24 protein-coding genes are annotated in these 23,665 nt (G+C 55.8%); 20 read left to right on the top strand and 4 right to left on the bottom strand.

What is annotated here, in order from left to right:
• Positions 1–106: 106 nt before the first annotated feature.
• The 5 genes from prfB to ung all read left to right on the top strand — a co-directional run bounded on the left by prfB (position 107) and on the right by ung (position 5,265).
• Positions 107–1,202 (top strand): peptide chain release factor 2 gene (prfB, locus tag H4J77_RS02685; RefSeq protein ID WP_123888598.1). Its coding sequence is split into 2 segments (ribosomal slippage): positions 107–178 and positions 180–1,202, totalling 1,095 coding nucleotides; the frame shifts between segments, so codons are not numbered across the junction.
• A gap of 73 nt (positions 1,203–1,275) precedes the next feature.
• Positions 1,276–2,781, top strand: a complete 1,506-nt coding sequence (lysS, locus tag H4J77_RS02680; RefSeq protein WP_123888599.1) for a lysine--tRNA ligase — start codon at positions 1,276–1,278, stop codon at positions 2,779–2,781.
• Between the two features lie 166 nt (positions 2,782–2,947).
• Positions 2,948–4,228 carry a flavohemoglobin expression-modulating QEGLA motif protein gene (locus tag H4J77_RS02675; RefSeq protein ID WP_123888600.1) on the top strand — a complete coding sequence of 427 codons (1,281 nt, stop codon included), beginning with the start codon at positions 2,948–2,950 and terminating at the stop codon, positions 4,226–4,228.
• Between the two features lie 12 nt (positions 4,229–4,240).
• Positions 4,241–4,570 (top strand): hypothetical protein, encoded by a 330-nt coding sequence (locus tag H4J77_RS02670; RefSeq protein WP_123888601.1) that lies wholly within the window; start codon positions 4,241–4,243, stop codon positions 4,568–4,570.
• A gap of 2 nt (positions 4,571–4,572) precedes the next feature.
• Complete coding sequence (gene ung, locus H4J77_RS02665; RefSeq protein ID WP_177412301.1) at positions 4,573–5,265, top strand: uracil-DNA glycosylase; 693 nt, start codon at positions 4,573–4,575, stop codon at positions 5,263–5,265.
• Between the two features lie 160 nt (positions 5,266–5,425).
• On the opposite strand, the gene H4J77_RS02660 is transcribed toward ung, so the two are convergent.
• Both H4J77_RS02660 and H4J77_RS02655 read right to left on the bottom strand, forming a co-directional pair.
• Positions 5,426–6,259: an HDOD domain-containing protein gene (locus H4J77_RS02660; RefSeq protein ID WP_123888603.1), complete on the bottom strand. Its 834-nt coding sequence runs from the start codon at positions 6,257–6,259 to the stop codon at positions 5,426–5,428.
• Between the two features lie 21 nt (positions 6,260–6,280).
• Positions 6,281–7,294, bottom strand: coding sequence for a folate-binding protein YgfZ (locus tag H4J77_RS02655; protein WP_182246910.1), 1,014 nt, complete (start codon positions 7,292–7,294; stop codon positions 6,281–6,283).
• Positions 7,295–7,419: 125 nt separating this feature from the next.
• Between H4J77_RS02655 and H4J77_RS02650 the strand changes: the two genes are divergently transcribed.
• Entirely contained in the window at positions 7,420–7,674 is a 255-nt protein-coding gene (locus H4J77_RS02650; protein WP_123888605.1) for a succinate dehydrogenase assembly factor 2, read from the top strand.
• Complete coding sequence (locus H4J77_RS02645; protein ID WP_123888606.1) at positions 7,658–8,110, top strand: protein YgfX; 453 nt, start codon at positions 7,658–7,660, stop codon at positions 8,108–8,110. The genes H4J77_RS02650 and H4J77_RS02645 overlap by 17 nt, the downstream gene beginning before the upstream one ends.
• On the opposite strand, the gene nadB is transcribed toward H4J77_RS02645, so the two are convergent.
• Positions 8,079–9,692, bottom strand: coding sequence for an L-aspartate oxidase (gene nadB, locus H4J77_RS02640; protein WP_123888607.1), 1,614 nt, complete (start codon positions 9,690–9,692; stop codon positions 8,079–8,081). The two genes, H4J77_RS02645 and nadB, sit on opposite strands and share 32 nt — an antisense overlap.
• Before the next feature lie 277 nt (positions 9,693–9,969).
• On the opposite strand from nadB, the gene rpoE reads away from it, so the two are divergent.
• From rpoE to acpS, 13 genes are all read left to right on the top strand, one after another.
• Positions 9,970–10,545 carry an RNA polymerase sigma factor RpoE gene (gene rpoE / locus H4J77_RS02635; protein WP_123888608.1) on the top strand — a complete coding sequence of 192 codons (576 nt, stop codon included), beginning with the start codon at positions 9,970–9,972 and terminating at the stop codon, positions 10,543–10,545.
• 58 nt (positions 10,546–10,603) lie between these two features.
• Positions 10,604–11,230, top strand: a complete 627-nt coding sequence (locus H4J77_RS02630; RefSeq protein WP_123888609.1) for a sigma-E factor negative regulatory protein — start codon at positions 10,604–10,606, stop codon at positions 11,228–11,230.
• Positions 11,231–11,232: 2 nt separating this feature from the next.
• Positions 11,233–12,183, top strand: coding sequence for a MucB/RseB C-terminal domain-containing protein (locus H4J77_RS02625; protein WP_310734924.1), 951 nt, complete (start codon positions 11,233–11,235; stop codon positions 12,181–12,183).
• Positions 12,180–12,644, top strand: a complete 465-nt coding sequence (locus H4J77_RS02620; protein WP_123888610.1) for a SoxR reducing system RseC family protein — start codon at positions 12,180–12,182, stop codon at positions 12,642–12,644. The genes H4J77_RS02625 and H4J77_RS02620 overlap by 4 nt, the downstream gene beginning before the upstream one ends.
• A 54-nt stretch (positions 12,645–12,698) precedes the next feature.
• Positions 12,699–14,126 (top strand): DegQ family serine endoprotease, encoded by a 1,428-nt coding sequence (locus H4J77_RS02615; RefSeq protein ID WP_123888611.1) that lies wholly within the window; start codon positions 12,699–12,701, stop codon positions 14,124–14,126.
• A 163-nt stretch (positions 14,127–14,289) separates the two neighbouring features.
• Positions 14,290–16,089, top strand: coding sequence for a translation elongation factor 4 (lepA, locus tag H4J77_RS02610; RefSeq protein WP_182246909.1), 1,800 nt, complete (start codon positions 14,290–14,292; stop codon positions 16,087–16,089).
• Positions 16,090–16,110: 21 nt separating this feature from the next.
• On the top strand, positions 16,111–16,989 hold the full coding sequence (lepB, locus tag H4J77_RS02605) for a signal peptidase I (RefSeq protein ID WP_123888722.1): 879 nt from the start codon (positions 16,111–16,113) through the stop codon (positions 16,987–16,989).
• Between the two features lie 53 nt (positions 16,990–17,042).
• Positions 17,043–17,420, top strand: coding sequence for a DUF4845 domain-containing protein (locus tag H4J77_RS02600; protein ID WP_123888613.1), 378 nt, complete (start codon positions 17,043–17,045; stop codon positions 17,418–17,420).
• The gene (rnc, locus tag H4J77_RS02595; RefSeq protein WP_123888614.1) at positions 17,417–18,106 is read left to right on the top strand and encodes a ribonuclease III; all 690 of its coding nucleotides are present in this window, start codon (positions 17,417–17,419) and stop codon (positions 18,104–18,106) included. The genes H4J77_RS02600 and rnc overlap by 4 nt, the downstream gene beginning before the upstream one ends.
• Positions 18,099–19,001 carry a GTPase Era gene (gene era, locus H4J77_RS02590; protein ID WP_182246908.1) on the top strand — a complete coding sequence of 301 codons (903 nt, stop codon included), beginning with the start codon at positions 18,099–18,101 and terminating at the stop codon, positions 18,999–19,001. Before rnc ends, era begins: the two co-directional genes overlap by 8 nt.
• A gap of 15 nt (positions 19,002–19,016) precedes the next feature.
• The gene (gene recO, locus H4J77_RS02585; protein WP_182246907.1) at positions 19,017–19,715 is read left to right on the top strand and encodes a DNA repair protein RecO; all 699 of its coding nucleotides are present in this window, start codon (positions 19,017–19,019) and stop codon (positions 19,713–19,715) included.
• Between the two features lie 52 nt (positions 19,716–19,767).
• A complete protein-coding gene (gene pdxJ / locus H4J77_RS02580) occupies positions 19,768–20,511 on the top strand; it encodes a pyridoxine 5'-phosphate synthase (RefSeq protein WP_123888617.1) in 744 nt (247 codons plus the stop codon).
• On the top strand, positions 20,508–20,888 hold the full coding sequence (acpS, locus tag H4J77_RS02575) for a holo-ACP synthase (protein ID WP_182246905.1): 381 nt from the start codon (positions 20,508–20,510) through the stop codon (positions 20,886–20,888). The genes pdxJ and acpS overlap by 4 nt, the downstream gene beginning before the upstream one ends.
• On the opposite strand, the gene H4J77_RS02570 is transcribed toward acpS, so the two are convergent.
• Positions 20,877–23,657 (bottom strand): response regulator, encoded by a 2,781-nt coding sequence (locus tag H4J77_RS02570; RefSeq protein WP_182246903.1) that lies wholly within the window; start codon positions 23,655–23,657, stop codon positions 20,877–20,879. The genes acpS and H4J77_RS02570 overlap by 12 nt on opposite strands.
• Between the last annotated feature and the right edge of the window lie 8 nt (positions 23,658–23,665).

Here is a 23,665-nt window from a genome sequence, read left to right as displayed (position 1 = left end):
CGCTATAGGAGATAGCCGGGGCTGTCTCTTCTAGCGCACTTAGACGCTGCACTCGGTACCCGATTTCCGCTACAATATCCGCTTTTTCCTGCCGGGATGAGTCAATATGGAAATCAATCCGATTCTGAACACCATCAAAGATCTGCGTAGTCGCTCCGAAACCATTCGGGGGTATCTTTGACTACGATCAAAAGCATGAGCGCCTGATCGAAGTTGAACGTGAACTGGAAGACCCCAGCGTCTGGAATGAGCCTGAACGCGCCCAGAATCTGGGTCGTGAGCGTGCGCAACTGGCGCAGATCGTAGAAACCCTGGACCAGATGAGCAGCGGCCTGGCTGACGCGTCCGAATTGCTGGAAATGGCGGCGGAAGAGGAAGATCAGGGCGCCGTAGACGATGTGGTGGCGGAACTGGCTCGGCTGCAGGTAGCGTTGGAGAAGCTGGAGTTTCGACGCATGTTCAGCGGCGAGATGGATGCCAGCAACTGCTATCTGGATATTCAGGCTGGCTCTGGTGGTACTGAAGCGCAGGATTGGGCCAATATGCTGCTGCGCATGTACCTGCGCTGGGCCGATCAGCGTGGTTTTGAAACCGAGATTGTCGAGCTGTCCGAGGGCGAGGTAGCCGGTATCAAGAGTGCGACCGTTTATATCAAGGGTGAATATGCCTTTGGTTGGCTGCGCACCGAAATCGGTGTGCATCGCTTGGTCCGCAAGAGCCCGTACGACTCGGGTAATCGCCGACATACCTCGTTTTCAGCGGTGTTTGCCGCCCCTGAAATCGATGATGATATCGAAATCGATATCAACCCGTCTGACCTGCGGGTTGATACCTACCGATCCTCCGGCGCTGGTGGCCAGCACGTTAACACTACTGATTCTGCCGTGCGTATAACCCACGTACCTACCAATACGGTGGTCAGTTGCCAGAACCAGCGCTCTCAGCACGCCAACAGGGACACCGCCATGAAGATGTTGCGGGCCAAGTTGTACGAGCTGGAAATGATGAAGCGTAGTGAAGCAGCACAGGCACTGGAAGAGACCAAGTCGGATATCGGCTGGGGTCATCAGATTCGCTCTTATGTGCTGGACCAGTCGCGGATCAAGGATTTGCGCACCGGCATCGAGAACAGCAACTGCAACGCAGTGCTTGATGGCGATCTGGATGAGTTTATCGAGGCCAGCCTGAAGCAGGGTTTGTAATCGCAGAAATCAGCCGAGTGCTCACTGCTTACAGCCAATCTATATTGATTTGATTTTCCGGGATTCCATTGACATGACCGATCAGCAGCAAGACCAGCAAGCTCAGCACGAGGAAGAAAACCAGCTCATTGCACTGCGTAAAGCCAAACTGGCTGCCGCGCGTGAAAAAGGCGCGGTCTTCCCCAACGACTTCCGCCCTGACAGCTATTGCGGCGACCTGCAGAAAAAGTACGCCGACAAGAGCAAGGAAGAGCTAGCTGAGACGGCCATTCCGGTCAAAATTGCTGGCCGTATCATGCTCAATCGGGGTGCCTTTATGGTGCTGCAAGATATGAGTGGCCGCCTGCAGGTCTACGTTGACCGTAAAGGCTTGCCAGCTGAGACGCTGGAAGAAATCAAACATTGGGATCTGGGCGACATCATCGCCGCAGAAGGTAACCTGGCGCGCTCCGGCAAGGGTGATCTGTATGTGCATATGACGGCGGTCAAGCTGCTGACCAAGTCTTTGCGCCCGCTGCCCGACAAGCACCATGGCCTGACGGATACCGAGCAGCGTTATCGTCAGCGCTATGTTGACCTGATCGTCAACGAAGACACTCGTAACACCTTTATGGTCCGCTCTCGGGTGATTGGGCATATCCGCAAGTTTCTCAGTGAGCGCAACTTCCTCGAAGTGGAAACGCCTATGCTGCAGACTATTCCAGGCGGTGCCGCGGCCAAGCCGTTTGAGACGCATCATAATGCGCTGGATCTGCCGATGTTTTTGCGTATTGCGCCTGAGCTCTACCTAAAGCGTTTGGTGGTTGGCGGCTTTGAGCGCGTGTTCGAGATCAACCGTAACTTCCGCAATGAGGGTGTTTCCACGCGCCATAATCCGGAATTCACCATGTTGGAGTTTTATCAGGCTTACGCCGATTACGAAGACAACATGGATCTTACCGAAGAGCTGTTCCGCGAACTGGCTCAACTGGTTTTGGGCAGTACCGATGTGCCCTACCAGGGCAAGGTGTTCCATTTTGGCGAGCCCTTCGCACGTCTCTCGGTATTCGATTCCATTCTCAAATACAGCCCCGAAGTCACGGCCGCGGATCTGCAAGACCTTGACCGTGCGCGCGTCATCGCTAAGAAAGCCGGTGCCGACGTTAAGGGTTTCGAGGGGCTGGGCAAACTGCAAACCATGATTTTTGAGGAGCTGGTTGAACATAAGCTGGAGCAACCTACTTTTATCACCCGTTATCCGTTTGAAGTGTCTCCGCTGGCGCGCCGTAGCGATGATGATCCAAGCGTGACCGATCGTTTCGAGCTGTTCATCGGTGGTCGCGAGATCGCCAATGCTTATTCGGAGCTTAACGACGCTGAAGATCAGGCTGAGCGTTTCCATGCGCAGGTCAAGGACAAGGATGCGGGTGATGACGAAGCCATGCACTTCGATGCTGATTTCGTCCGTGCGCTGGAATTCGGGATGCCGCCAACAGCGGGCGAGGGTATTGGTATTGATCGTCTGGTGATGTTGCTGACGGATGCGCCGTCTATTCGGGACGTTATTCTGTTCCCGCACATGCGGCCAGAAACGGCGTAAGCCGTTTCAGCTACAAGCCGGAAGCTAGAAGCAAGAGGCGGCATTGGTTAATGAATTGCCATGTCGCCGGACGCCAAGATTGTTCTACTGGGGTATCAGGCGATCTTCAGAATTGTCTAACGCACTTCCAGCTTGAAGCTTACAGCTGCGACCGAAGGGAGCTACCGTGAAACAGAATGAGCAATATCAGCTGGTGATTCGGAGTTTATCGGACCGCATTGTCGAGGCGCAGGCGCCTATTCGCGTGTTGGATGCGATCAAATGGGACGATAGCGTCCGTGATAGCTTTTTTCAGAAGCGCTGCAAGGCAATTCCTGATATCACCCCCGATTATTATGCCCAGCGCCCCCTGGGGTATAACCCCGGTGAGTTGCGGCAGGTGTTTCAGGATATCGAGCGAGACATAACGCGCCAGTTGGGCACCTTCAATCCGGTTGGTCAGATCATGCGTCGCATGTGTCGTGAGTACCGCATGGTGATTCGTATGCTGGAGGCGCGTGGCAGCGCTGACTTCGGGCTGATCTCGCAGGAGCTTTACGGTGCTGCCTCCGATGCGTTTCATGCCGGCGATCCGACGCTGACCGACCTTGGTATAGCGCTGAGTGAGTCGCTAAGTAATATCGCTCGCACGGAAATTGCCCGTGAACCCAAGACAATTGCGGCTCCCGAAGCCGTGGATATTCTGCAAGCGCGCATGAATGACGCCTTCCCGGATGATCAGGCGGTGCGGGTATTCGAGTCGGATGGCATTGTTGCCGACGCGGCCGCCGGGGCTGACTATATCAAGATTCGCAGTGACGCCAAGTTCAACCAACGTGACCTGAACATTCTTGCTGTGCACGAGGGTATGGTGCACGTGGCGACCAGTTTGAATGGCCAGCATCAGCCAATTTGTACCTTCCTGGCTAAAGGCCCGCCGTCTTCGACGGTTACCCAGGAGGGCCTGGCGATTCTTATGGAGGTGCTGACGTTCGCGTCTTATCCTGCGCGTTTGCGCAAGTTGACTGACCGCACCCGCGCGATTCAGATTGCCGAGACTGGCGGCGATTTTATGGATGTATTCCAGTTCTACCGTGATGAGGGCTATTCGCGTGAGGATGGCTACAACAATGCCAGTCGCGTATTCCGGGGCTCAAGCAGCAACGGTCTGCCCTTTACCAAGGATCTGGTTTACCTCAAGGGCTTTATTCTCACTTACAACTACATTCAGCTGGCTGTGCGTAAAGGCAAGCTGCAGCAGATTCCGCTGCTATTTTGCGGCAAGACCACGCTGGAGGATATGCGTACCCTGAACCAGTTGGTTGAGGAAGGCTTGGTGGTGCCTCCACGTTACTTGCCTTCACCCTTTGCTGATCTGAATGCACTGAGCGCCTGGATGTGTTTTTCCGGGTTCTTGAATAACCTGAGTTTGGAGCGTGTCGAAGCCGACTACGCCAATATTCTTTAACTGGAGCTGTAGATGTCGGAGTCCCGTGAAATAAACAAGTTGCCGCTTATGCTGACGGCAATGGCCAGCGTCATGTGTACCGTGTTGTTACTGCACCTTTATGGTTATCTGAACTTTGCCAAGCCTGAAGAAGGGCTTGAGCTGGAAGACTATCGTCTGGTCACCGTAGGCGCGGAGGATGCCGGGCAGTTGCGCAGCAATCCGGCCAAGCATGAGGCTGAGTGCGTCGACGGTATCCTGGTGTTGCACGCTAGCCACATGAACGGTCTCTCTGGTGTGCTCAAGGACAGTCGTGATCGCGTGGTGCGCTGTATCGAGCAGACAGTGCCGGCGGCAAAGTAGTGATGGCTGAGCGGCGTATTGAGCTGGAGTCAGGCTGGTTGCAGGCGCTGGAAGCCGAGTTTGATGCGCCCTATATGCAGTCCCTCAGGGCCTTTTTGCAGGCTGAGAAGGCGGCGGGTAAGGAGATCTATCCGCCAGGACCTTTGATCTTTAATGCGCTGAACTCGACGCCGCTGGAGCAAGTTAAAGTGGTGATTCTTGGTCAGGATCCTTATCACGGTCCCGGGCAAGCGCATGGTTTGAGTTTTTCGGTTCCGCCGGGTGTCCGTCAGCCGCCGTCACTCAAGAACATATTGAAAGAGCTGCAGCGCGATTTTGACTTACCGATGCCGAGTCACGGCTGTTTGCAATCCTGGGCGGAGCAGGGCGTATTACTGCTCAATTCGGTGTTGACGGTCGAGCAGGGCAATGCCGGATCTCATGCCAACCGGGGCTGGGAAGTATTCACGTCAAAGATCATCGAGGTGATTAACCAAAGTCACACTGACTGTGTGTTCATGCTCTGGGGCAATTATGCTCAGCGCAAAGGAAAGCAGATTGATGAGACGCGCCACCGCGTTCTAACTTCGGTCCATCCTTCCCCGCTATCGGCGCATCGTGGCTTTATTGGTAATGGCCACTTTTCTGCTGCCAACGATTATCTGCTAGAGCGAGGACGCACACCCGTCGACTGGGGTTTGCCTGCTGCTGAGTAGGCTTCTTGGTCAAACCTTTGTTAAGTAAGAAGACACCGCTGTTGCTTGATCGCAAGGTGCCTTGAATATCATGGGGGGATCAGGGAGGCGTTGCCGCACTTCTGGGCAACTGCCCGCCGCAGGGGGGGGGCGGGCAGATAATGGATCTATCAGCTCGTTATCAGGCGAGCAGCTGCATGGCTGCTTCCATTTCAGCGGATAGGTCTTCGTCTTCCTGCTCTTCACTGGGGTTGAGGCCGAGCTTGGCAAAGGAGCTGATAGTACTCCAGTCGAGCTGGGCGTAAGGGTGCGTGCTTCCGGCGAGAGACTGCAGTACTGCGACTTGCACGATATCAGCGTAGTCGACCGCGCTGGAGTTGCGGTCGAAGTCCAGGTGTTCAGTCGGCACGTGGCGCAGTGGTTGCGGAAAGTCCCACGCCTTCAGAATGCGGTCGCCAAGGATTGGATGAATCTCTTCAATAACCAGATTCAGGCTGATGGAATCGCGCAGAAGCTGGCTGTTTTCTTCGGCATAGGCAAGGATCGGCAGTACGCCGATCTGGTGCACCAGGCCGCCCAAGGTTGCCTGGTCAGGCTTGAGGCGAGTGTAGTGCTTGCATAGTACGTGGCTGATACCGGCCACTTCGGTACTGCGGGTCCAGACTTCACGCATCTTGCGGTCAATAACGTCGGAGGTGGCCTGAAACATCTGTGACATCGCCAGGCCGATCGCCAGGTTTGCAGTGTAAGTAATGCCCATGCGGTTGACGGCCATCGACAGGTCGGTGATTTCCTGCCGGCTGCGTAATAGAGGGCTGTTGACGACTTTGATCAAGCGGGCGCTGAGCGCGGCATCGTTGCTGATCTCCTTGACCAGAAAGGGGATGCTGACATCAGGGTCTTCTGCTGCTTCGCGAACGCGCAGGGCTACTTCGGGCAGTGTCGGAAGCACCAGTTGGTCTTTTTCGATCGCCTGGATCAGCTCTTCTTTTACGCGTTGGGCCATATCTGTCATGGGTAATCCTTTATTTGATTGCTACTGCACAGCCTCGTCGCTGGCAGTCAGATCAGATTCGTACGGCAGGTCGGCAAGAGTTATCAGTGGCCCCTGTGCATTGCCTGCGCTTAATGTAGCCAATTGTGCCGCATCCTTCTGCAACACGGCCAGCATTTCTACCAGCTTCCGACCTCTGGCGGCGATAACCACCTCGCCAACCGTTTTACCGCTATCTCGGTCGATAATGGGGGTGCCCGCGTCAGGGCACGCCTCGCCAGCGAGCAGCAAGCGGTACATGCGGCGCTTCAGCTTACCCAGGTACTGCATGCGCGCGACGATTTCCTGGCCGGTGTAGCAGCCTTTTTTGAAGCTGACACCACCCAGTTGTTGCAGGTTGAGCATTTGCGGAATGAATAGCTCCAGCGTTGGTCCTGTCACTTGGCCCAGGCCTGCCTGAATTTGCCGCAATAGCCAGTTGTTCAGGTTGTCTGCACTGCTGTGTTGCAACAACTGATCGGTAGCTTCTAGTGCTCGTCCCGCCGTCAACCAGACTTCATAGGCGCCATCAGGCAGGCTCAGCACTCGGGCGTCGAGTGTTGTGGTTACCTGTCCAGGGCCAGCTGGTCGTTCAAGGTCCGCTGCAGCAAGTGCTTTATCTGTATGCTCTCCCCACAGCCCCAGCCTGATCCATTGATCGGACTGGTCGCTTAAAGAGGTCTTGAAGAAGGCCGCGTATTTACTGAGCTCGGTTACCTGTGGCGTGACCAGCTCCTGTGCCATGCTTAACAGGAAGCCTGTCTCGCTGCGGTGCAAGCGGAAGCTGGACTGCATGCGACCCTTGGGGTTGCAGCGTGCGCCCAGCGTGCTCTGCTTTGCGCCAAGGTGCGCTACGTCACAGGTCAGCTGACCTTGCAGAAAGCGCTCTGCATCAGGGCCGTCGACGGCGATTACGCCTTCATGGGTTAGCCAGCACAGGCTGGTTCCGGAGTCACCGGAAGAGGTAGTGTCAAAGCGATTGCTCAACTCGATCGCTGTATTAGAGAGTGCAGTCATACCGATGATTGTTCCCTTGGCGGTGAGTGTTACATCATAGGGGCTATGCTGGGTATTTGTCAGGCATGCCTATCGTTATAATGGTGGTGATGTACTCTAGTTCAATCCTTAGTGTGGAGTTGCCGATGTCGGCCGATATAGAAGTGAAGCGTTTGTACTGGCACAGCCGTCGCGGCATGCTGGAGCTGGATGTGCTGTTGATCCCCTTTCTGGAGGAAGCCTATCCATCGCTGGAGGACGCTGACAAGGATCGTTATCGGATGTTGCTCGAGTCGGAGGACCAGGACATGTTTGGCTGGTTTATGCAGCGCAGCGAGCCTGAAGATCCGGATCTGAAACGCATTGTGAGGATGATATTGGACCGTGTACAGCCAGACTGATTATCTCGTTATGCACCGCCAGCCTTCGCGCTGGCTAGCGCTGCTACTGCTCTGCGGCAGCCTTCTGGCCTGCCTTGCAGTATTCCAGAGTGCGCTTAGCTTGCTGCCGAGCCTGCTCTGCATTTTGCTTGTTTGCGGCTATGGCTGCTGGATCTGGCCACGCCAGGTCAGCCTTAGGCATCCACATTCCGTTACCGGGCTGAGATTCGACGGCGAGGGTTGGCATGTGTTGCGCCGTGATGGCTCAGAAGCTGCAGCCAAGCTGCTCGCCGATACCTACGTCAGCGCTATGCTGACAGTGGTTCGTTTGCGCGAGCAGGGTCGCTGGCGTGCTGTTTCAGTGATACTGGCGAGTGACGCGGCCTCGGAAGAGAGTCTGCGTCGTTTGCGCTTACGTCTGCGCTTCAGTCGGCAGCGCTGGGCGGCTGCAGAATAGTGTCGACGGCTTCGTCCAGTTGAGCGGGGTAGTCCAGCGTGTAATGCAGTCCGCGGCTTTCCCGGCGCTGCATCGCCGAGCTGATAATCAGATCGGCAACCTGAGCCAGGTTGCGCAGCTCCAGCAGGTCACGACTAACCCGGTAGTTGCTGTAGAACTCGTGAATTTCGCCACGCAGCATATCGACCCGGTGTTTGGCGCGCTGCAAGCGCTTCGACGTGCGCACAATACCGACATAATCCCACATGAAACGCCGTAGTTCGTCCCAGTTGTGGGAAATGATGACGTCTTCGTCCGAATCCGTGACCTGACTTTCGTCCCAGTGAGGCAGGTCGCGCGGCATGCTTACCTGATCGATCTGACTCAAGATGTCCTGGCTGGCGGAGCGGCCATAAACAATACATTCCAGTAACGAGTTGCTGGCCATGCGATTGGCGCCGTGCAGTCCGGTGAAACTGGTTTCACCGATGGCATAAAGCTGCTCCACATCAGTGCGACCGCTTGCCTCGACCATCACCCCGCCACAGGTATAGTGTGCCGCAGGGACAACTGGAATGGGCTCTTTGGTAATGTCTATGCCAAAGGCGAGGCAGCGTTCATGCACGGTCGGAAAGTGACTGCGAATAAAGTCTGCCGGTTTATGGGTGATGTCCAGGTAGACGCAATCCAGCCCAAGCCGCTTCATCTCATGATCGATCGCGCGTGCGACTATGTCTCGAGGGGCCAGCTCGGCGCGCTCGTCAAAGCGCGGCATAAAACGCTCTCCGTTGGGGAGTTTGAGCAATGCGCCCTCGCCACGCAGCGCTTCAGTCACCAAAAAGCTCTTGGCCTTGGGGTGATAAAGGCACGTTGGGTGGAACTGGTTAAACTCCATGTTGGCGACTCTGCAGCCGGCTCGCCAGGCCATTGCAATCCCGTCGCCGGAGGCGCTATCCGGATTGCTGGTATAGAGGTAGACCTTGCTTGCGCCGCCTGTGGCCAATACGGTAAAGCGTGCTGCGACGGTTTCCACATGCCCATTTGATCGATTAAGGATGTAGGCGCCGAGGCAGCGCTTGCCGGGACGGCCCAGTTTCTGGCTGGTAATCAGGTCGACGGCAACCCGGTTATCCAGCAGCTCAATATTGCTGTGGGCTTCGGCGCGCTTGAGCAGCGTGTTGAAAATGGCCGCGCCAGTCGCATCAGCGGCATGAATGATGCGCCTGTGACTATGGCCACCTTCTCGAGTCAGATGAAAGTCATCGGTTTCGCTGCCATCCTCACGCCGCTCGCGGGTGAACGGCACGCCTTGCTCGACCAGCCAGCCGATAGCGTCGCGGCTATCACCCACGATCTGTCGTACCGCATCTTCATGGCAAAGTCCGCCGCCCGCAATCAGGGTGTCCTGTACATGGGCGTCGACGGTGTCGCTATCGTCAAGGACAGCGGCAACGCCCCCTTGAGCCCAGAAGGTCGAGCCTTCGGACAGTTGTCCTTTGCTCAGCACTGCCACCCGCAAATCACCAGCCAGATGCAGGGCAAGTGTGAGCCCGGCCGCGCCGCTGCCAATCACTAGTACGTCATATTCCTGTTGCTGCGTCATAATATCTCGTCTTGCCGTCGGGTGGCGTGGAATGCTTGTCACGGCGATCTAGTATATAGAAGCTGTCTGTCTCACAATACTGCCTGTCGCGGGGTGTTATCGCGTTACACCGTTAAGGTGGTCGCCAATGATGGCTATTTGCATGCTATGTGCGGAACTTTCTGCAATACGCTGGCTCTTAAATTCCGTACCTGAGTGAGGGGAGAACTTTTGGTTACATCTTGGGTCTACCATAACAACGTCGACTGGCAGGCCTGCGGCATGCAGGAGCAGCGATATGACTGAGCAGAGCGACCAGCAGTTGGTCGAACGTGTTCAGAAAGGTGATAAGCGAGCTTTTGATCTGTTGGTGTTGAAGTATCAGCACAAGATTTTGGCCTTGGTTACGCGCTTTGTACATGATAATCACGAAGCGCAGGACGTGACCCAGGAAGCCTTTATCAAGGCTTACCGGGCACTGGCCAACTTCCGCGGCGACAGTGCGTTTTATACCTGGCTGTACCGTATTGCGATCAATACGGCCAAAAATTACCTGGTTGCGCGTAATCGCCGACCACCTGATTCTGATATTGCGGCGGATGAAGCAGAGTTCTACGAGGGAGACAGCATCCTCAAGGACAATCATTCGCCAGAACGCGAAATGTTGCGCGATGAGATTGAACAAGTTGTCAATCGCACGCTCCAACAATTGCCGGACGATTTGAGAACAGCTCTGACCTTGCGTGAGTTCGAAGGTTTGAGTTACGAAGACATTGCCAATGTAATGGACTGCCCTGTTGGTACCGTAAGGTCGCGTATTTTCAGGGCGCGAGAGGCAATAGATAAAGCGCTGAAGCCCCTGCTGGAAGCATGATGGGTATTCGGTTGCGCAACGCAGAGAGCCCTTTGGGGCCATTAGCAGAGGTACAGCGATGAGAAACGAAGTCTTGCAGGAGTCTCTTTCCGCACTCATGGATAACGAGGCTGACGAACTGGAAGTGCGGCGTGTTCTCCAGGCCGCCGAACAGGATCCCACGGTGCGCGGTACTTGGGAGCGTTATCAAATAGCGCGCTCGGTGTTGCATAAAGAGCATTGGCAAGGGTCGGTTGACCTTTCGGCCGGCATTGCCGCTGCGTTGCGCGATGAGCCGCAGTTGCAGGTCGCTGCTGAATCGGCGGCGCCGCTCAAGTCTGGTTTGTGGCGCAATATGTCTCGGGTGGCTGTCGCTGCGTCGGTGACTATGGCTGTATTGGTAGGCGTTCGCATGGTTAACCAGGGCGATGTGCCTGCACAGCCTACGCTGGCAGTCGAGAATACGGTTGAAGTGCCCAGCTTTGCGGCTGCGGGTGGAATGTCTACCCGTTCAGGTGCGGTATTGGCAGGCTACTCGCAGCAGCCGGGTGTAGGTGCTGAGCCGCTTGCTGCTGCCAAGGCGCCTTCAGCGTGGCATGAGCAGCGTATTGGCCGTTATCTGCGCGAGCATGCTGAGAACAGCGCTCAATCGTCTTCGCCTCAGCTGGTTCCCTACGCACGTGCGGCCAGTATAGAAGGACGATAGTGGTGATATCCAAGCGTAGTTTGGGCTGCTGCTGTGTGGCGGCCCTTTTTGTCTCGCCTGCGGTGCTGGCGAATGACGCAGCAGATCTGTTGCAGCGCATGGCGCAGGCAACAGAACAGGTAAGCTACAAAGGAGCGTTCGTCTACGAGCGCTCTGGCAGTTTTTCCACCCATCAAGTTTGGCATCAAGCGGATAGCAAGGTGGTCACTGAGCGACTATTGCAAGCCGATGGCGAGCCGTATGAATGGGTTCGTCGCAACGGCGATGTACAGTGTGCCAGTTCCTATTCTGCAGGCCCGGTCTGGGATCCTGCTGCCCAGCCAGCAATGAGCCCAGAACGGTTGGAGCAGTGGTATTCGCTCGAAACGTTAGGTACCACTCGCGTTGCCGACCGACCTGCCACTGTACTGGCAGTGAAGCCCCGGGATAATTACCGTTACGCCTACGAGCTGTATCTGGATAATGAAACAGGCTTATTGCTTAAGTCGCTATTGATCAATGAGCGCAGCACCCTGCTTGAGCGTTTCCAGTTTACCAATATTGCTGTGACTGACGTTGCTGACGCGGAGCTTGCGCCCGGCGCCGGTTGTCTGCAGGTGGGTGTTACCCTGAAAGACGATGCCAGCAAGGCCGAAAGCATAGAACCCAGCTGGTTGCCGCCTGGGTTTAGTGGTGGCGAAGAGGATGTTCGGGCTTACTCCGTAGATGAGAGCCCGGTCTCCAGTCGTGTATATACCGACGGTATGGCCCGGTTTACGGTTTTTGTTGAGCCGTTGGGCGAAGAAGGGTTGGCTGATGATTTGCGCGCTCAGCTCGGGCCTACCGTGGCGGTTAGTCGCAAGCTGAGCCTGAATAATGGGGTTTTTCTGGCGACAGTGGTTGGTGAGATTCCGCCAGCTGCGGCCGAGCGTATCGCTGCCTCTTTTGATCAGTCTGTGGAAGCGCAGCAGTGATCGAGGAGCGCGGTCGGGTTCTAAGCACGGAGCCCGGGGCTGTCTGGGTTGCAACTATCCGCTCTAGTACCTGCGGCAGCTGCCAAGCGAAGGCAGGATGTGGTCAGGCGTTGCTGCAGAAACTGGGTTCGGGCTCTTCTCAAGGCTTTGTTCGCGCGCTGACCGACCGCGAGTGGCAGGTTGGGGATGAAGTGATGATTGGCGTCCCCGAAGATGCGCTAGTAAAAAGCGCTATCTGGGTATATCTGGTTCCGCTTGTCTGCTTGTTTGCTGCTGCGCTGTTAGCGCAAGCGCTAAGCTGGTCTGAGCCACAAATGATTCTATCTTCTGCCGTGGGTCTGGCTTTTGGTTTTGTTTTGGTTCGCTGGCATGACCGCATGGTGCGGTCAGATCCGCAGTTGCAGCCACAGGTGATCGCCGCCGCGCTTGGATACTCTATGGTATCGGAGTCAGCACGCTAGGATGCTAGTTACGCTTCAGCTTCTCTCGTTCTATCAATAGGAGAAAACACGCATATGTTGTCATTACGACGTTGGGTAGTAGCAACGGCAGGCGCTGCCCTGCTGGGTTGGCAATCTCTTGTACTGGCGGCGGATCTGCCTGATTTTACCGAGTTGGTAGAAGATGCATCTCCCGCTATCGTCAATATTAGTACCAAGCAAAAGCCCTCGGCTGTGCCGACCGCTGGTATGCAGGGTATGCCGGATCTGGAAGGCATGCCGCCGATGTTCCGTGAGTTTTTTGAGCGCAGCTTTCCGCAGTCGCCGGCCCCTCGTGAACACCAGGCGCCCCAATCGCTGGGCTCCGGTTTTATTATTTCCAAAGACGGCTACGTTCTTACCAACAACCATGTGGTTGCAGATGCGGATGAAATTTATGTACGCCTCTCCGATCGTCGGGAAATGGAAGCTACCCTGGTAGGTGCTGATCCTCGTTCAGATCTCGCTCTGCTGAAAATAGACGCAGGTGATGATTTGCCCGTCGTAAAGATTGGTAAATCTGCCGATCTCAAGCCCGGTGAGTGGGTCTTGGCTATAGGCTCCCCCTTTGGCTTTGATTACTCGGTGACGCAAGGCATCGTCAGCGCCAAAGGGCGCAGTCTGCCAAATGAAAACTATGTTCCTTTCATTCAGACAGATGTAGCGATCAACCCAGGTAATTCCGGCGGCCCGCTATTCAATCTGGATGGCGAAGTGGTTGGCATTAACTCGCAGATCTTTACTCGTTCTGGCGGCTTCATGGGGCTCTCTTTCGCGATCCCCATGGACGTAGCGATGGATGTAGTGGAGCAGTTAAAAGCCAGCGGCAGCGTGCAGCGAGGCTGGTTGGGTGTTGTGATTCAGGAAGTTAACAAAGATCTGGCTGAGTCTTTTGATCTGCCCAAGCCCGCCGGTGCTCTGGTTGCCCAGATTATGCCGGGTGGCCCGGCGGACGAAGGCGGCTTGAAGGTGGGTGACGTTATCATGTCGTTCAACGGCGCAGAAATTAGCCGTTCAGCCGATTTGCCACACGCCGTTGGGCGCGTACGTCCAGGCACCGAGGCGAGCATGGTGGTTATGCGTGATAAATCGCGCAAAACGCTGACGATGGAAATCGGCAGCCTGCCTGAGGATGACAGTGTCGCTGCGCTGGGTGATTCAGACTCGGCAGCGCCTTCCAAGGCTGACAATCGCTTAGGGGTTAGTGTTGCCGAGCTGAGCGACGAGCAGAAGAAGAATCTGGATATTCATGCTGGCGTCGTGGTGCGTGAAGTAACCCAAGGGCCGGGCGCTATGGTAGGCCTGCGTGCGGGTGACATTATCACCAACCTGGATAACCAGGCGGTCGACTCGGTTGCCAATTTTGAAGAGATTGCCAAGGACCTGCCAAGCAATCGCTCTGTCTCCATGCGCGTGATCCGCCAGGGTCGTGCCAGTTACATTACCTTCCGCTTGCCTGAGTAACTCGGGCCCTGCAGTTTCCGCTGAAAGGCGCTTCGCGCGTCCTTCAGCGGCTAGCGCTGCGATAGCACCGTCCTTTGTAATCAGGTACACTCGCCGGCTGTTTTCAAGGGATTTTCTCCCTTTCATCGCCATGTCTGGCAACTACGTCTGGATGATCCGCGCTGTGAGTGACCTGAGCTTAATACGTAATTTCTCCATTATTGCCCACATTGACCACGGCAAATCTACTCTGGCGGATCGGTTTATCCAGATCTGCGGCGGATTGACCGAGCGGGAGATGGCAGCCCAGGTGCTGGACTCCATGGATCTGGAGCGTGAGCGCGGCATTACCATCAAGGCGCACAGCGTGACGCTGTACTACACCGCCAAGGATGGGAAAACCTACCAGCTGAATTTTATTGATACGCCTGGTCATGTCGACTTTCATTACGAAGTTAGCCGGTCCCTTGCCGCCTGTGAGGGCGCGCTGTTGGTGGTTGACGCCGCGCAAGGGGTTGAGGCGCAGTCAGTAGCCAACTGCTATACGGCGATTGAGCAGGGTCTGGAGGTGATGCCGGTCCTCAACAAGATCGACTTGCCGCAGGCTGAACCTGAACGGGTGAAGGCTGAGATTGAAAGTGTGATCGGTATTGATGCTACCGACGCCGTGGCGTGCAGCGCCAAAAGCGGGATCGGAGTAGAGGAGGTGCTGGAAGCACTGATCAAGACTATTCCGGCCCCTGAGGGGAATATTGATGCACCCCTGCAAGCGCTGATTATCGACTCCTGGTTTGATAACTACCTTGGCGTCGTATCTCTGGTTCGAGTCAAACACGGCCGTATCAAGAAAGGCGACAAGGTTCTGGTCAAATCTACCGGCAAACAGCATCAGGTTGACAGCGTCGGCGTATTTAACCCCAAGCATTCTGAAACGGCAGATCTTAAAGCCGGTGAAGTTGGCTTTATCATCGCCGGTATCAAAGATATTCATGGTGCGCCGGTGGGCGATACGCTGACACTGGCTGCGACGCCGGACGTTGATATGTTGCCCGGCTTTCAGCGGGTCAAGCCACAGGTGTATGCAGGTTTGTTCCCGGTCAGCTCTGACGATTTTGAAGATTTCCGCGAAGCACTGCAGAAGCTCACGTTGAATGATGCGGCGCTGCAATTTGAACCGGAAAGTTCGGAAGCCCTGGGTTTTGGTTTCCGTATCGGCTTTCTGGGCATGTTGCACATGGAGATCATTCAGGAGCGCCTGGAGCGCGAGTATGATCTCGATCTGATCACCACGGCGCCTACGGTAGTCTTTGAGGTGGTCAAAAAGGACGGTGAACTGATCTACGTCGATAACCCGTCTCATCTTCCTGATCCTTCGATGATCGAGGAAATGCGTGAGCCTATTGTGCGCGCCAATATTCTGGTGCCGCAGGATCATTTGGGCAGCGTGATTACCCTGTGCATCGACAAGCGCGGTGTGCAGCATGACATGATTTTTCTCGGCACCCAGGTTCAGGTAATTTACGACCTGCCGATGAACGAAGTGGTGCTGGACTTCTTTGATCGGCTCAAGTCGGTTAGTCGCGGCTATGCTTCGCTGGATTACAGTTTTGACCGTTTCCAGGCTGCCAAGCTGGTACGTCTTGATGTGATGATCAATGGTGAGAAGGTCGATGCTCTGGCGTTGATTGTGCATCGCGACGCGGCGGCCTTCAAAGGACGCCAGCTGGTTGAGAAAATGCGCGAACTGATACCTCGCCAGATGTTTGATGTAGCTATTCAGGCGGCCATGGGCGGGCAGATTGTTGCGCGTTCAACGGTCAAGGCGTTGCGCAAAAACGTACTTGCCAAATGTTATGGTGGTGATGCCAGCCGTAAGAAGAAACTGCTTGAGAAGCAGAAGGCCGGTAAGAAACGCATGAAGCAGGTGGGTAGTGTAGAAATTCCGCAGGATGCCTTCCTTGCGGTCCTCAAAGTAGATAACTAGGAACGAGACGCGCACATAATGATGCACATCAATTTCCCGCTGGTGTTGGTGCTGGCCGTTGCCATCAGCGGTTTTCTCGCGCTGATCGACTTCCTGTTTCTTGCTCCTCGCCGCCGCCGCGCGGTGGCCCGCTATGAAGCTGAAGTCGACGTGGCGGACCCGCAGACTATCGAGCGATTGGATAAAGAGCCGCTGCTGGTCGAGTATGGCAAGTCGTTTTTTCCAGTCCTGGCGGTGGTGCTAATCCTGCGCTCTTTTTTGGTTGAGCCGTTTCAGATTCCGTCCGGGTCAATGAAGCCTACCCTCGCAGTGGGTGACTTTATTCTGGTGAACAAGTTTGCCTATGGCATCCGCTTACCGGTCGCTGACGTCAAGGTGATCCCGATAGGTGACCCCCAGCGCGGCGATGTCATGGTATTCCGCTATCCTAACGATCCGGCCACTAACTACATCAAGCGGGTGGTAGGTCTGCCTGGCGATCACATTCGTTACGCTGACAAGCAGCTTTACGTGAACGGTAAAAAGGTCGAGCACGAGCTAGTCGAAATAACCCATGATGATGAAGTACCGGCGGGACATCCTTTGCAGGCCTTTGCGAATGCAGCTATATATCGTGAACAGCTGGGTGAGGTGAGTCACCTTATTCGCCAGAAGGAACTGTCACAAACGCCGCCCGAAAAAGAGTGGGTAGTACCTGAGGGGCACTACTTTATGATGGGCGACAACCGCGACAATTCCAATGACAGCCGTTATTGGCATGCCGACGATATGCCCAAGGAGTTGTGGGGAATGGTTCCGGACAACTATATTGTGGGCAAGGCTTTTGCCGTCTGGATGCACTGGCCCGAACCCAAACTGAGCAATCTGCCGAGTTTTTCCAGCGTGGCCCTGATTCACTAAAGGGCGTGTGGCAGTTGTCAACATAACATCAACAACGGACGTGCGAGGTTATCATGCGCCACTCTCAGAAAGGGGCATCGTTTTTTGGCTGGTTGGCGGTTATTGCGCTGCTGGTATTTGCGATGGTCATTGCGATGAAGCTGGTTCCTATTTACATGGACCATTTTGCCCTGCGCAATATCGTGACTTCGGTTAACGAGGACCCTAGCCTCAAGATTCGTTCAATGCGTGATTTGAACTCCCACATCAGCAAGGGGCTGCAGATCAACAGTATTCGCGATATCGATGCGAAGGAAGCAATCAAGGTTACTGCCAGTGGCAATGATGCCTACACGGTGGTGATCAAATACGAGCAACGCGCGCCATTGCTCGACACAGTGGACCTACTGGTTCATTTTGACGAAACTCATATTATCAGACCTTTAAAGTGAGCAATCAGCTAGACCGACTGGAACGCAGGATAGGCTATCAGTTCAAGGATCAGGACCTCTTGGTGCTGGCCTTGACTCACCGTAGTCTCGGTGGCCGAAACAATGAACGGCTGGAGTTTTTGGGCGACTCGATTCTTAACTTTGTCGCCGCCGAAATGCTCTTTCAACACTTTCCGCAGGCACGCGAAGGTCAGCTCTCACGGCTGCGTGCACGTTTGGTCAAGGGTGTGACCCTGGCTGAACTGGCCAAGGGCTTTGAGTTGGGCGAGTATCTTCGCCTGGGCTCTGGCGAGCTTAAAAGCGGCGGTTTCCGCCGCGAATCCATTCTTGCTGATGCGACTGAAGCCATTATTGGCGCCATCTATCTTGATAGCGGGATGGAGGCGGCTCGCGAGCGCGTGCTGGATTGGCTGGTTGGTCATATTTCGACCTTGACGCTGGTCGACAATAACAAGGATCCGAAAACCCGACTGCAGGAGTTTCTGCAGTCGCGGCAGAGCGAACTGCCTCGTTATGAGGTGATTGAGAGTAGTGGTGAAGCCCACTGCCGTACCTTCAAAGTGGACTGCCAGGTTGATCTGCTGGCGCAGCCTACGTTCGGTGAAGGTAATAGTCGTAGACTGGCTGAGCAGAAAGCGGCTCAGTTGGCCCTTATTGCCCTGGGTGTGGAGAAAGCAGATGACTGAAGCTGTCAGCCGTTGTGGTTATGTTGCCATTGTCGGGCGTCCCAACGTTGGCAAGTCGACCTTGCTGAATCATATTCTTGGCCAGAAGTTGGCAATTACCTCGCGTAAGCCGCAAACCACGCGGCACACCATGCTGGGTATCAAGACTGAAGGGGCCATTCAGGCTATTTATGTAGACACACCGGGTCTACATAAGGAAAACGAGAAGGCGCTCAACCGCTTCATGAACAAGAGCGCCAGTCAGGCGTTGCGTGATGTCGATGTTGTGCTCTTTGTCGTGGATCGTACCCGCTGGACGGACGAGGACCAGATGGTCTTTGATCGAGTGCAGTACGTTACTTGCCCGATTATCCTGGTGGTCAACAAGGTTGATCGAATGGATGACAAAAGCGAGGTCTTGCCGCACCTGGAGTGGCTGACTGCGCAACTACCCAATGCTGAGGTGGTGCCGGTGTCGGCCTTGCATGGTCGTAATATCGAGCTACTGGAGCAACTGATCGCCGAGCGTTTGCCCGAGAGTGAACACTTCTACCCGGAAGATCAGCTTACTGACCGCAGCTCCCGTTTCCTGGCTGCAGAGCTGGTGCGCGAGAAAGTCATGCGTCAGCTGGGCGCTGAGATCCCTTATCAGGTTGCCGTCGAAATTGAGCAGTTCAAACAGGAGGGCAAGATTTTGCATATTCATGCCTTGATTCTGGTTGAGCGCGATGGTCAGAAGAAGATCATTATTGGTGACGGTGGCGACCGTCTGAAGAAAATTGGTCAAGAGTCCCGGCTCGATATGCAAAAGCTGTTCGGCAGCAAGGTTATGTTGCACTTGTGGGTTAAAGTGCGCCGAGGCTGGTCGGACGACGAACGCGCGTTGAGTTCGCTGGGCTATCGTTTCGACGACTGATTCGGCGTCCTCGCCATGATCCTCGATCTGCAGCCGGCCTACGTGCTGCATAGCCGACCCTACCGCGACAGCAGTGCGCTGGTGGATCTGCTGACGCTGCATGGTGGATTGCAGCGTGTTGTCTGGCGGGGGGCGCGACGCGGCAAGGGTATACGCCCGCAAGCTTTCACCCCGCTGTTGGTGGCGCTCTATGGCCGCGGCGAACTCAAAACCCTAAAGCAGGCCGAGGTTGCCGGTAGCCATGTTCGCCTGCAGGGGGAAGCACTTTTCAGCGGGCTCTATCTCAATGAGTTATTGGTCCGTTTGCTGTCTTTCGGCGATCCGCAGACATTACTCTTTTCCGCCTATCAAACTGCACTGGAACAACTGGTCGGAGAGCGCTCGGTAGAGCCCGTTTTGCGTGAATTCGAGTGGCAACTGCTTGACCTGATGGGCTACGGTTTCAGTTTGTTGCACGACGCGCAGGATCAACCGCTGTTACCTTCCGCGCTTTACCTGTGGGATGCTGAGCAGGGACTGCTGCGAGTTGACCACGAGCAGCCTGGGTTGCTCCCCGGCGCAGGGCTGTTGGCGATGGCAGTCAGTGACTGGCAGCATCCGGCGGCGCTGCATACGGCTAAGAGGTTAATGCGCAAAGCGCTCGCGGTGCACTTGGGCGATCGGCCGCTGATGAGTCGCCAGCTGTTTTCCGTGGGGCGTGACACCAAGTCTTGAGCTTTTTATCGCGGCGACTTACGGTCGTTAGTAATGACAGGAGATGTTCAGCATGAGTGAGATTAGTCGTGTGTTGCTTGGAGTTAATATCGATCATGTTGCCACCTTGCGCGAGGCTCGCGGTACGCGGTACCCGGACCCGGTCCAGGCAGCCATTGAAGCGGAGCAGGCCGGTGCGGATGGGATTACGGTGCACCTACGCGAGGATCGCAGGCACATTCAGGAACGTGACGTTCTGCTGTTGGCAGAGGTGCTGCAAACGCGGATGAACTTTGAGATGGCAGTCACCGACGAAATGATCGCTTTTGCGGAAAAGCTCAAGCCGGCCCATGTTTGCCTTGTGCCCGAGCGGCGCGAAGAGCTGACCACCGAGGGCGGGTTGGATGTCTGTGGCAATGAGGCTCGTGTGCAGTCGGCAGTAGAGCGTCTGTCGGCCGCAGGCTCAGAAGTGTCTCTGTTTATTGATCCGGACGCGCGTCAGATTGAGGCTGCGAAACGCGTCGGGGCGCCGGTGATTGAATTACACACAGGGCATTATGCTGATACCGAAGGTGCCGAGCAGCGCGACGCACTCAAGCGTATTCAGACTGCCGTAACTTATGCACGCAAGCTGGGGCTGGTGGTCAATGCAGGCCATGGGTTGCATTACCATAATGTCGAGCCAATCGCGGCCATAGCGGGTATCAACGAGCTGAACATTGGTCACGCTATTATCGCGCGCGCGCTATTTTCCGGTCTTGCCAGCGCGGTGAAGGATATGCGCTCGCTGATTCTCGACGCTGCTGCGCGGCCATGATTCGCGCTATTGGCACTGATCTGGTACTGGTGTCGCGCATTGAAGCCGTGCTGGGGCGTCAGGGTGAACGCTTCGCCAGGCGTATATTGACGGCGACGGAGTTTCAACGGTTTGCCGCGCATCGCCAGCCAGCCCGTTTCTTGGCCAAGCGTTTTGCCGCTAAAGAGGCGATCCTCAAGGCGCTGGGCACTGGGCTGGCTGGCGGACTGTCATGGCAGCATATGCAAATTGATAACGATCCGGCTGGCGCGCCCTTGGTGCAGCTGAGTGGTGTTGCGGCAGAGCGTCTGGAGCTGGGCGGAGGCGGCCGCATGTTGCTGTCGTTGAGCGATGAGCGTGAGCAGGCGCTGGCCTTTGCCGTATGGTCACTCGACTGAGGTTATTTCCAGCAACCGCTCCATGGCTTGCATCATCAGGGTGATCTCCGCCTCTGCAGCCCCGCCTTCTTTCAGTCTGGTCTCGGCACGCAGACAGGCTTGACGCAGTTCCGGAACGCCACAGTATCGCGTGGCGCCGTGCAGTTTGTGCACGGTTTCCAGCAAGGCCTCCTGGTCACCGTTTGTCATAGCCTGAGCGATACGTGTGCGCTCACCAGGGAGGCCAGCCAGCAACATCTCCAGCATGTCACTAGCCAGGTCGGCTTTGCCCGCAGCTAGGCGCAGGCCCTCCGCAGGGTCTACCACCAGCGGGCTCGGCTTGGATAGAACCTCAGGTTGGGCTGCTTGTGGCGGCGGGGTAAGCAGTTGCTGCCCGGTCCACTTCTCAATACATTCGCGCAGTTGCTCGGGGCTGATTGGCTTGCACAGGTAGTCATTCATGCCGCATTTGAGCAGGCGCCGACGTTCGTCTGCCAGCGCGTGCGCGGTGAGCGCGATAATCGGCGCCGGGTGCTGGTCGCTTAGCTCCTCACGCAAGCGAATTTCCTCAGTGGTCTGGCGGCCATCCATGCCGGGCATTTGCACGTCCATGAAAATCAGGTCGAAGCGTTGCTCATGCAACACCTCTAATGCCTCTTCGCCACTGCCGACGCTTAGCACTCGGGTGCCCATTTCTGACAAAAAGGTTTCCACCAGCTTAAGATTAGCTTCGTTGTCATCCACGCACAGTACGCTAACCGAACCTGGGTTCTCGCGCCTCTCTGTTTGCTGGCTTAGCTGTTGTGTGGCCAGCAGACTGCGTGGTTGCAATAACTGAGTCGCTGCGCGAAATAGTTTGCGCGTGCACAGCGGCTTGGATAACACGGCGCAGTGCGCACCGGGCAGGCTATCGAGTTGCTGGGTGTGCTCCGTCGTATTGGTCATCAGAATGCTTTGGCAGCGTCCACTGTCAGCCCAGTCGCGCATGCAGGCCAACATGGCCGACATAGATGTGTCGAGCGCCGGGCTGCCCAGTAAAACGAGGCGAATATCCTCACCGTCGGGCATGTCCAGTGCGCTTTCCAATGCACTTAGATCTGGATACTGGTTAATCTCCAGCCCCAGATCCTGCAGGCAATGAACCAGCGCCTGCCGGCTTAGTTGCTGAGGCTCGCAGAGTGCCACCCTGATACCTTTCAATGGCTGGATAGGCAGATCGTCACTGGCTTGGCTGGACTTTTTCAGGCGAATGGTCAGCCAGAACTCGGAGCCTTCATTAACGGCGCTGTTGAGTCCGATATCGCCATGCATTTGCTCAACCAGGCGTTTGGTAATGACCAGCCCCAGGCCGGTGCCGCCGGGTTGGCGTGAGAGCGAGTTATCTACCTGGCTGAATGCTTTGAATAACGACTTTTGTTGGGCGCTGGTCAGACCTTCGCCAGTGTCGGTGACGCTCAGGCGCAGCGTTACGTGATCCTCGTCTTCGTCCTCCAGCATAGTGCGCAGGCAGACTGAACCCTCGTGGGTGAACTTGATGGCGTTGCTGACCAGATTGGAGAGAATCTGTTTGAGTCGCAAGGCATCACCGCTAAGTCCCAGCGGCGTGTCGCGGTAGATCAGGCTGACGAGCTCGAGGTCTTTTTGATGCGCGGCTGGTGCGAGCATCGTCAGGGTGTCCTGAATCAGATCGCGCAGATTGAATGGCATGTTTTCCAATACCAATTTGCCGGCTTCGATTTTCGAGAAATCGAGAATCTCATTGATAATGGCCAGCAAGTTGTCGGCAGACTTGGTGATGGTGCCCAGGTATTCTTCCTGGCGCGACGTCATTTCGGTACGTTGCAGCAGGTTACTGAAGCCGAGAATGCCGTTTAGTGGCGTGCGCAGTTCGTGGCTCATGTTGGCGAGAAATTCTGACTTGATGCGATTCGCTTCCTGTGCGGTTTTGCGCGCCATATCGAGTTCGATATTTTGTACTTCAATGGTTTCCAGCGTTTGTCGCAGATCTTCGGTCGCTTGATCCACGTTTTGTTGCAGCTCGCCCTGTGCGCTTTGCAGTGCCTGGGCCATGGTATTGATCCCGCTGGCGAGATCGTCCAGTTCGCGGCTGCCCTGTTCGTCCAGCCTGACGTCGAGTTGCCCCCTGCTGATACGTGCGATTGTTTGGTTGATATGTGCGATCGGACCTATGATTCGCCGGCCCATAGCGCTAACCAGCGCCCCGGTTATAAGTAAGCCGATCATAATCAGTACCAGCGTGGTCAGCAGACTTTGATAACTGCGTAGCAGTGTATTGCCGTGACTCAGTTCTACTTCCAGCCAGCCAAGCAGGGCATCAGGTTCAAGGTCGGGGCGATCCACCTTTTCCAGCAGACCGGGACTGGCCAGCAGTGGTAGCGTGAAGTGAGTGCTTTGTTTGCTGGCCTGAATCTGCAGGCCGGTTCCGGCAGCCAGGCCGGTCTCCGGTAAGGTTCGGCCTGCCAGGTGCATTTGTGGGCCGCTATGCTCAAGCAACTGCTTGTCGCTGTCGTACAGCGAAATTGAACGCACGTCCTGGTAGTTCAGTGCGCGACTCAATGTACTGCGCAGGCGCTCTGGTTGGCGTGCCAGAAGCGCTTCGGCCGCTGGCCGCTGCAGGTGCTCTGCGGTCATCTGGCCGCGTTCCAGCAACTGTTGCTCCAGGTCCTGCAATTGCTGCCAACTGAAGTAACCACCCAGCACTAGAGCGAGCAGGCCGCAGGGGAGCAGTGTCATTAGCAGAATGCGGGTCTTTATGCCGATCTCGTTCATTGTGTATA

This window comes from Pseudomonas sp. 5Ae-yellow, assembly GCF_014077575.1.
Taxonomy (GTDB): domain Bacteria; phylum Pseudomonadota; class Gammaproteobacteria; order Pseudomonadales; family Pseudomonadaceae; genus Halopseudomonas; species Halopseudomonas neustonica.
The sequence above is the reverse complement of the archived record's forward strand: the minus strand, read 5'-3'. Positions and strand labels throughout refer to the sequence as shown.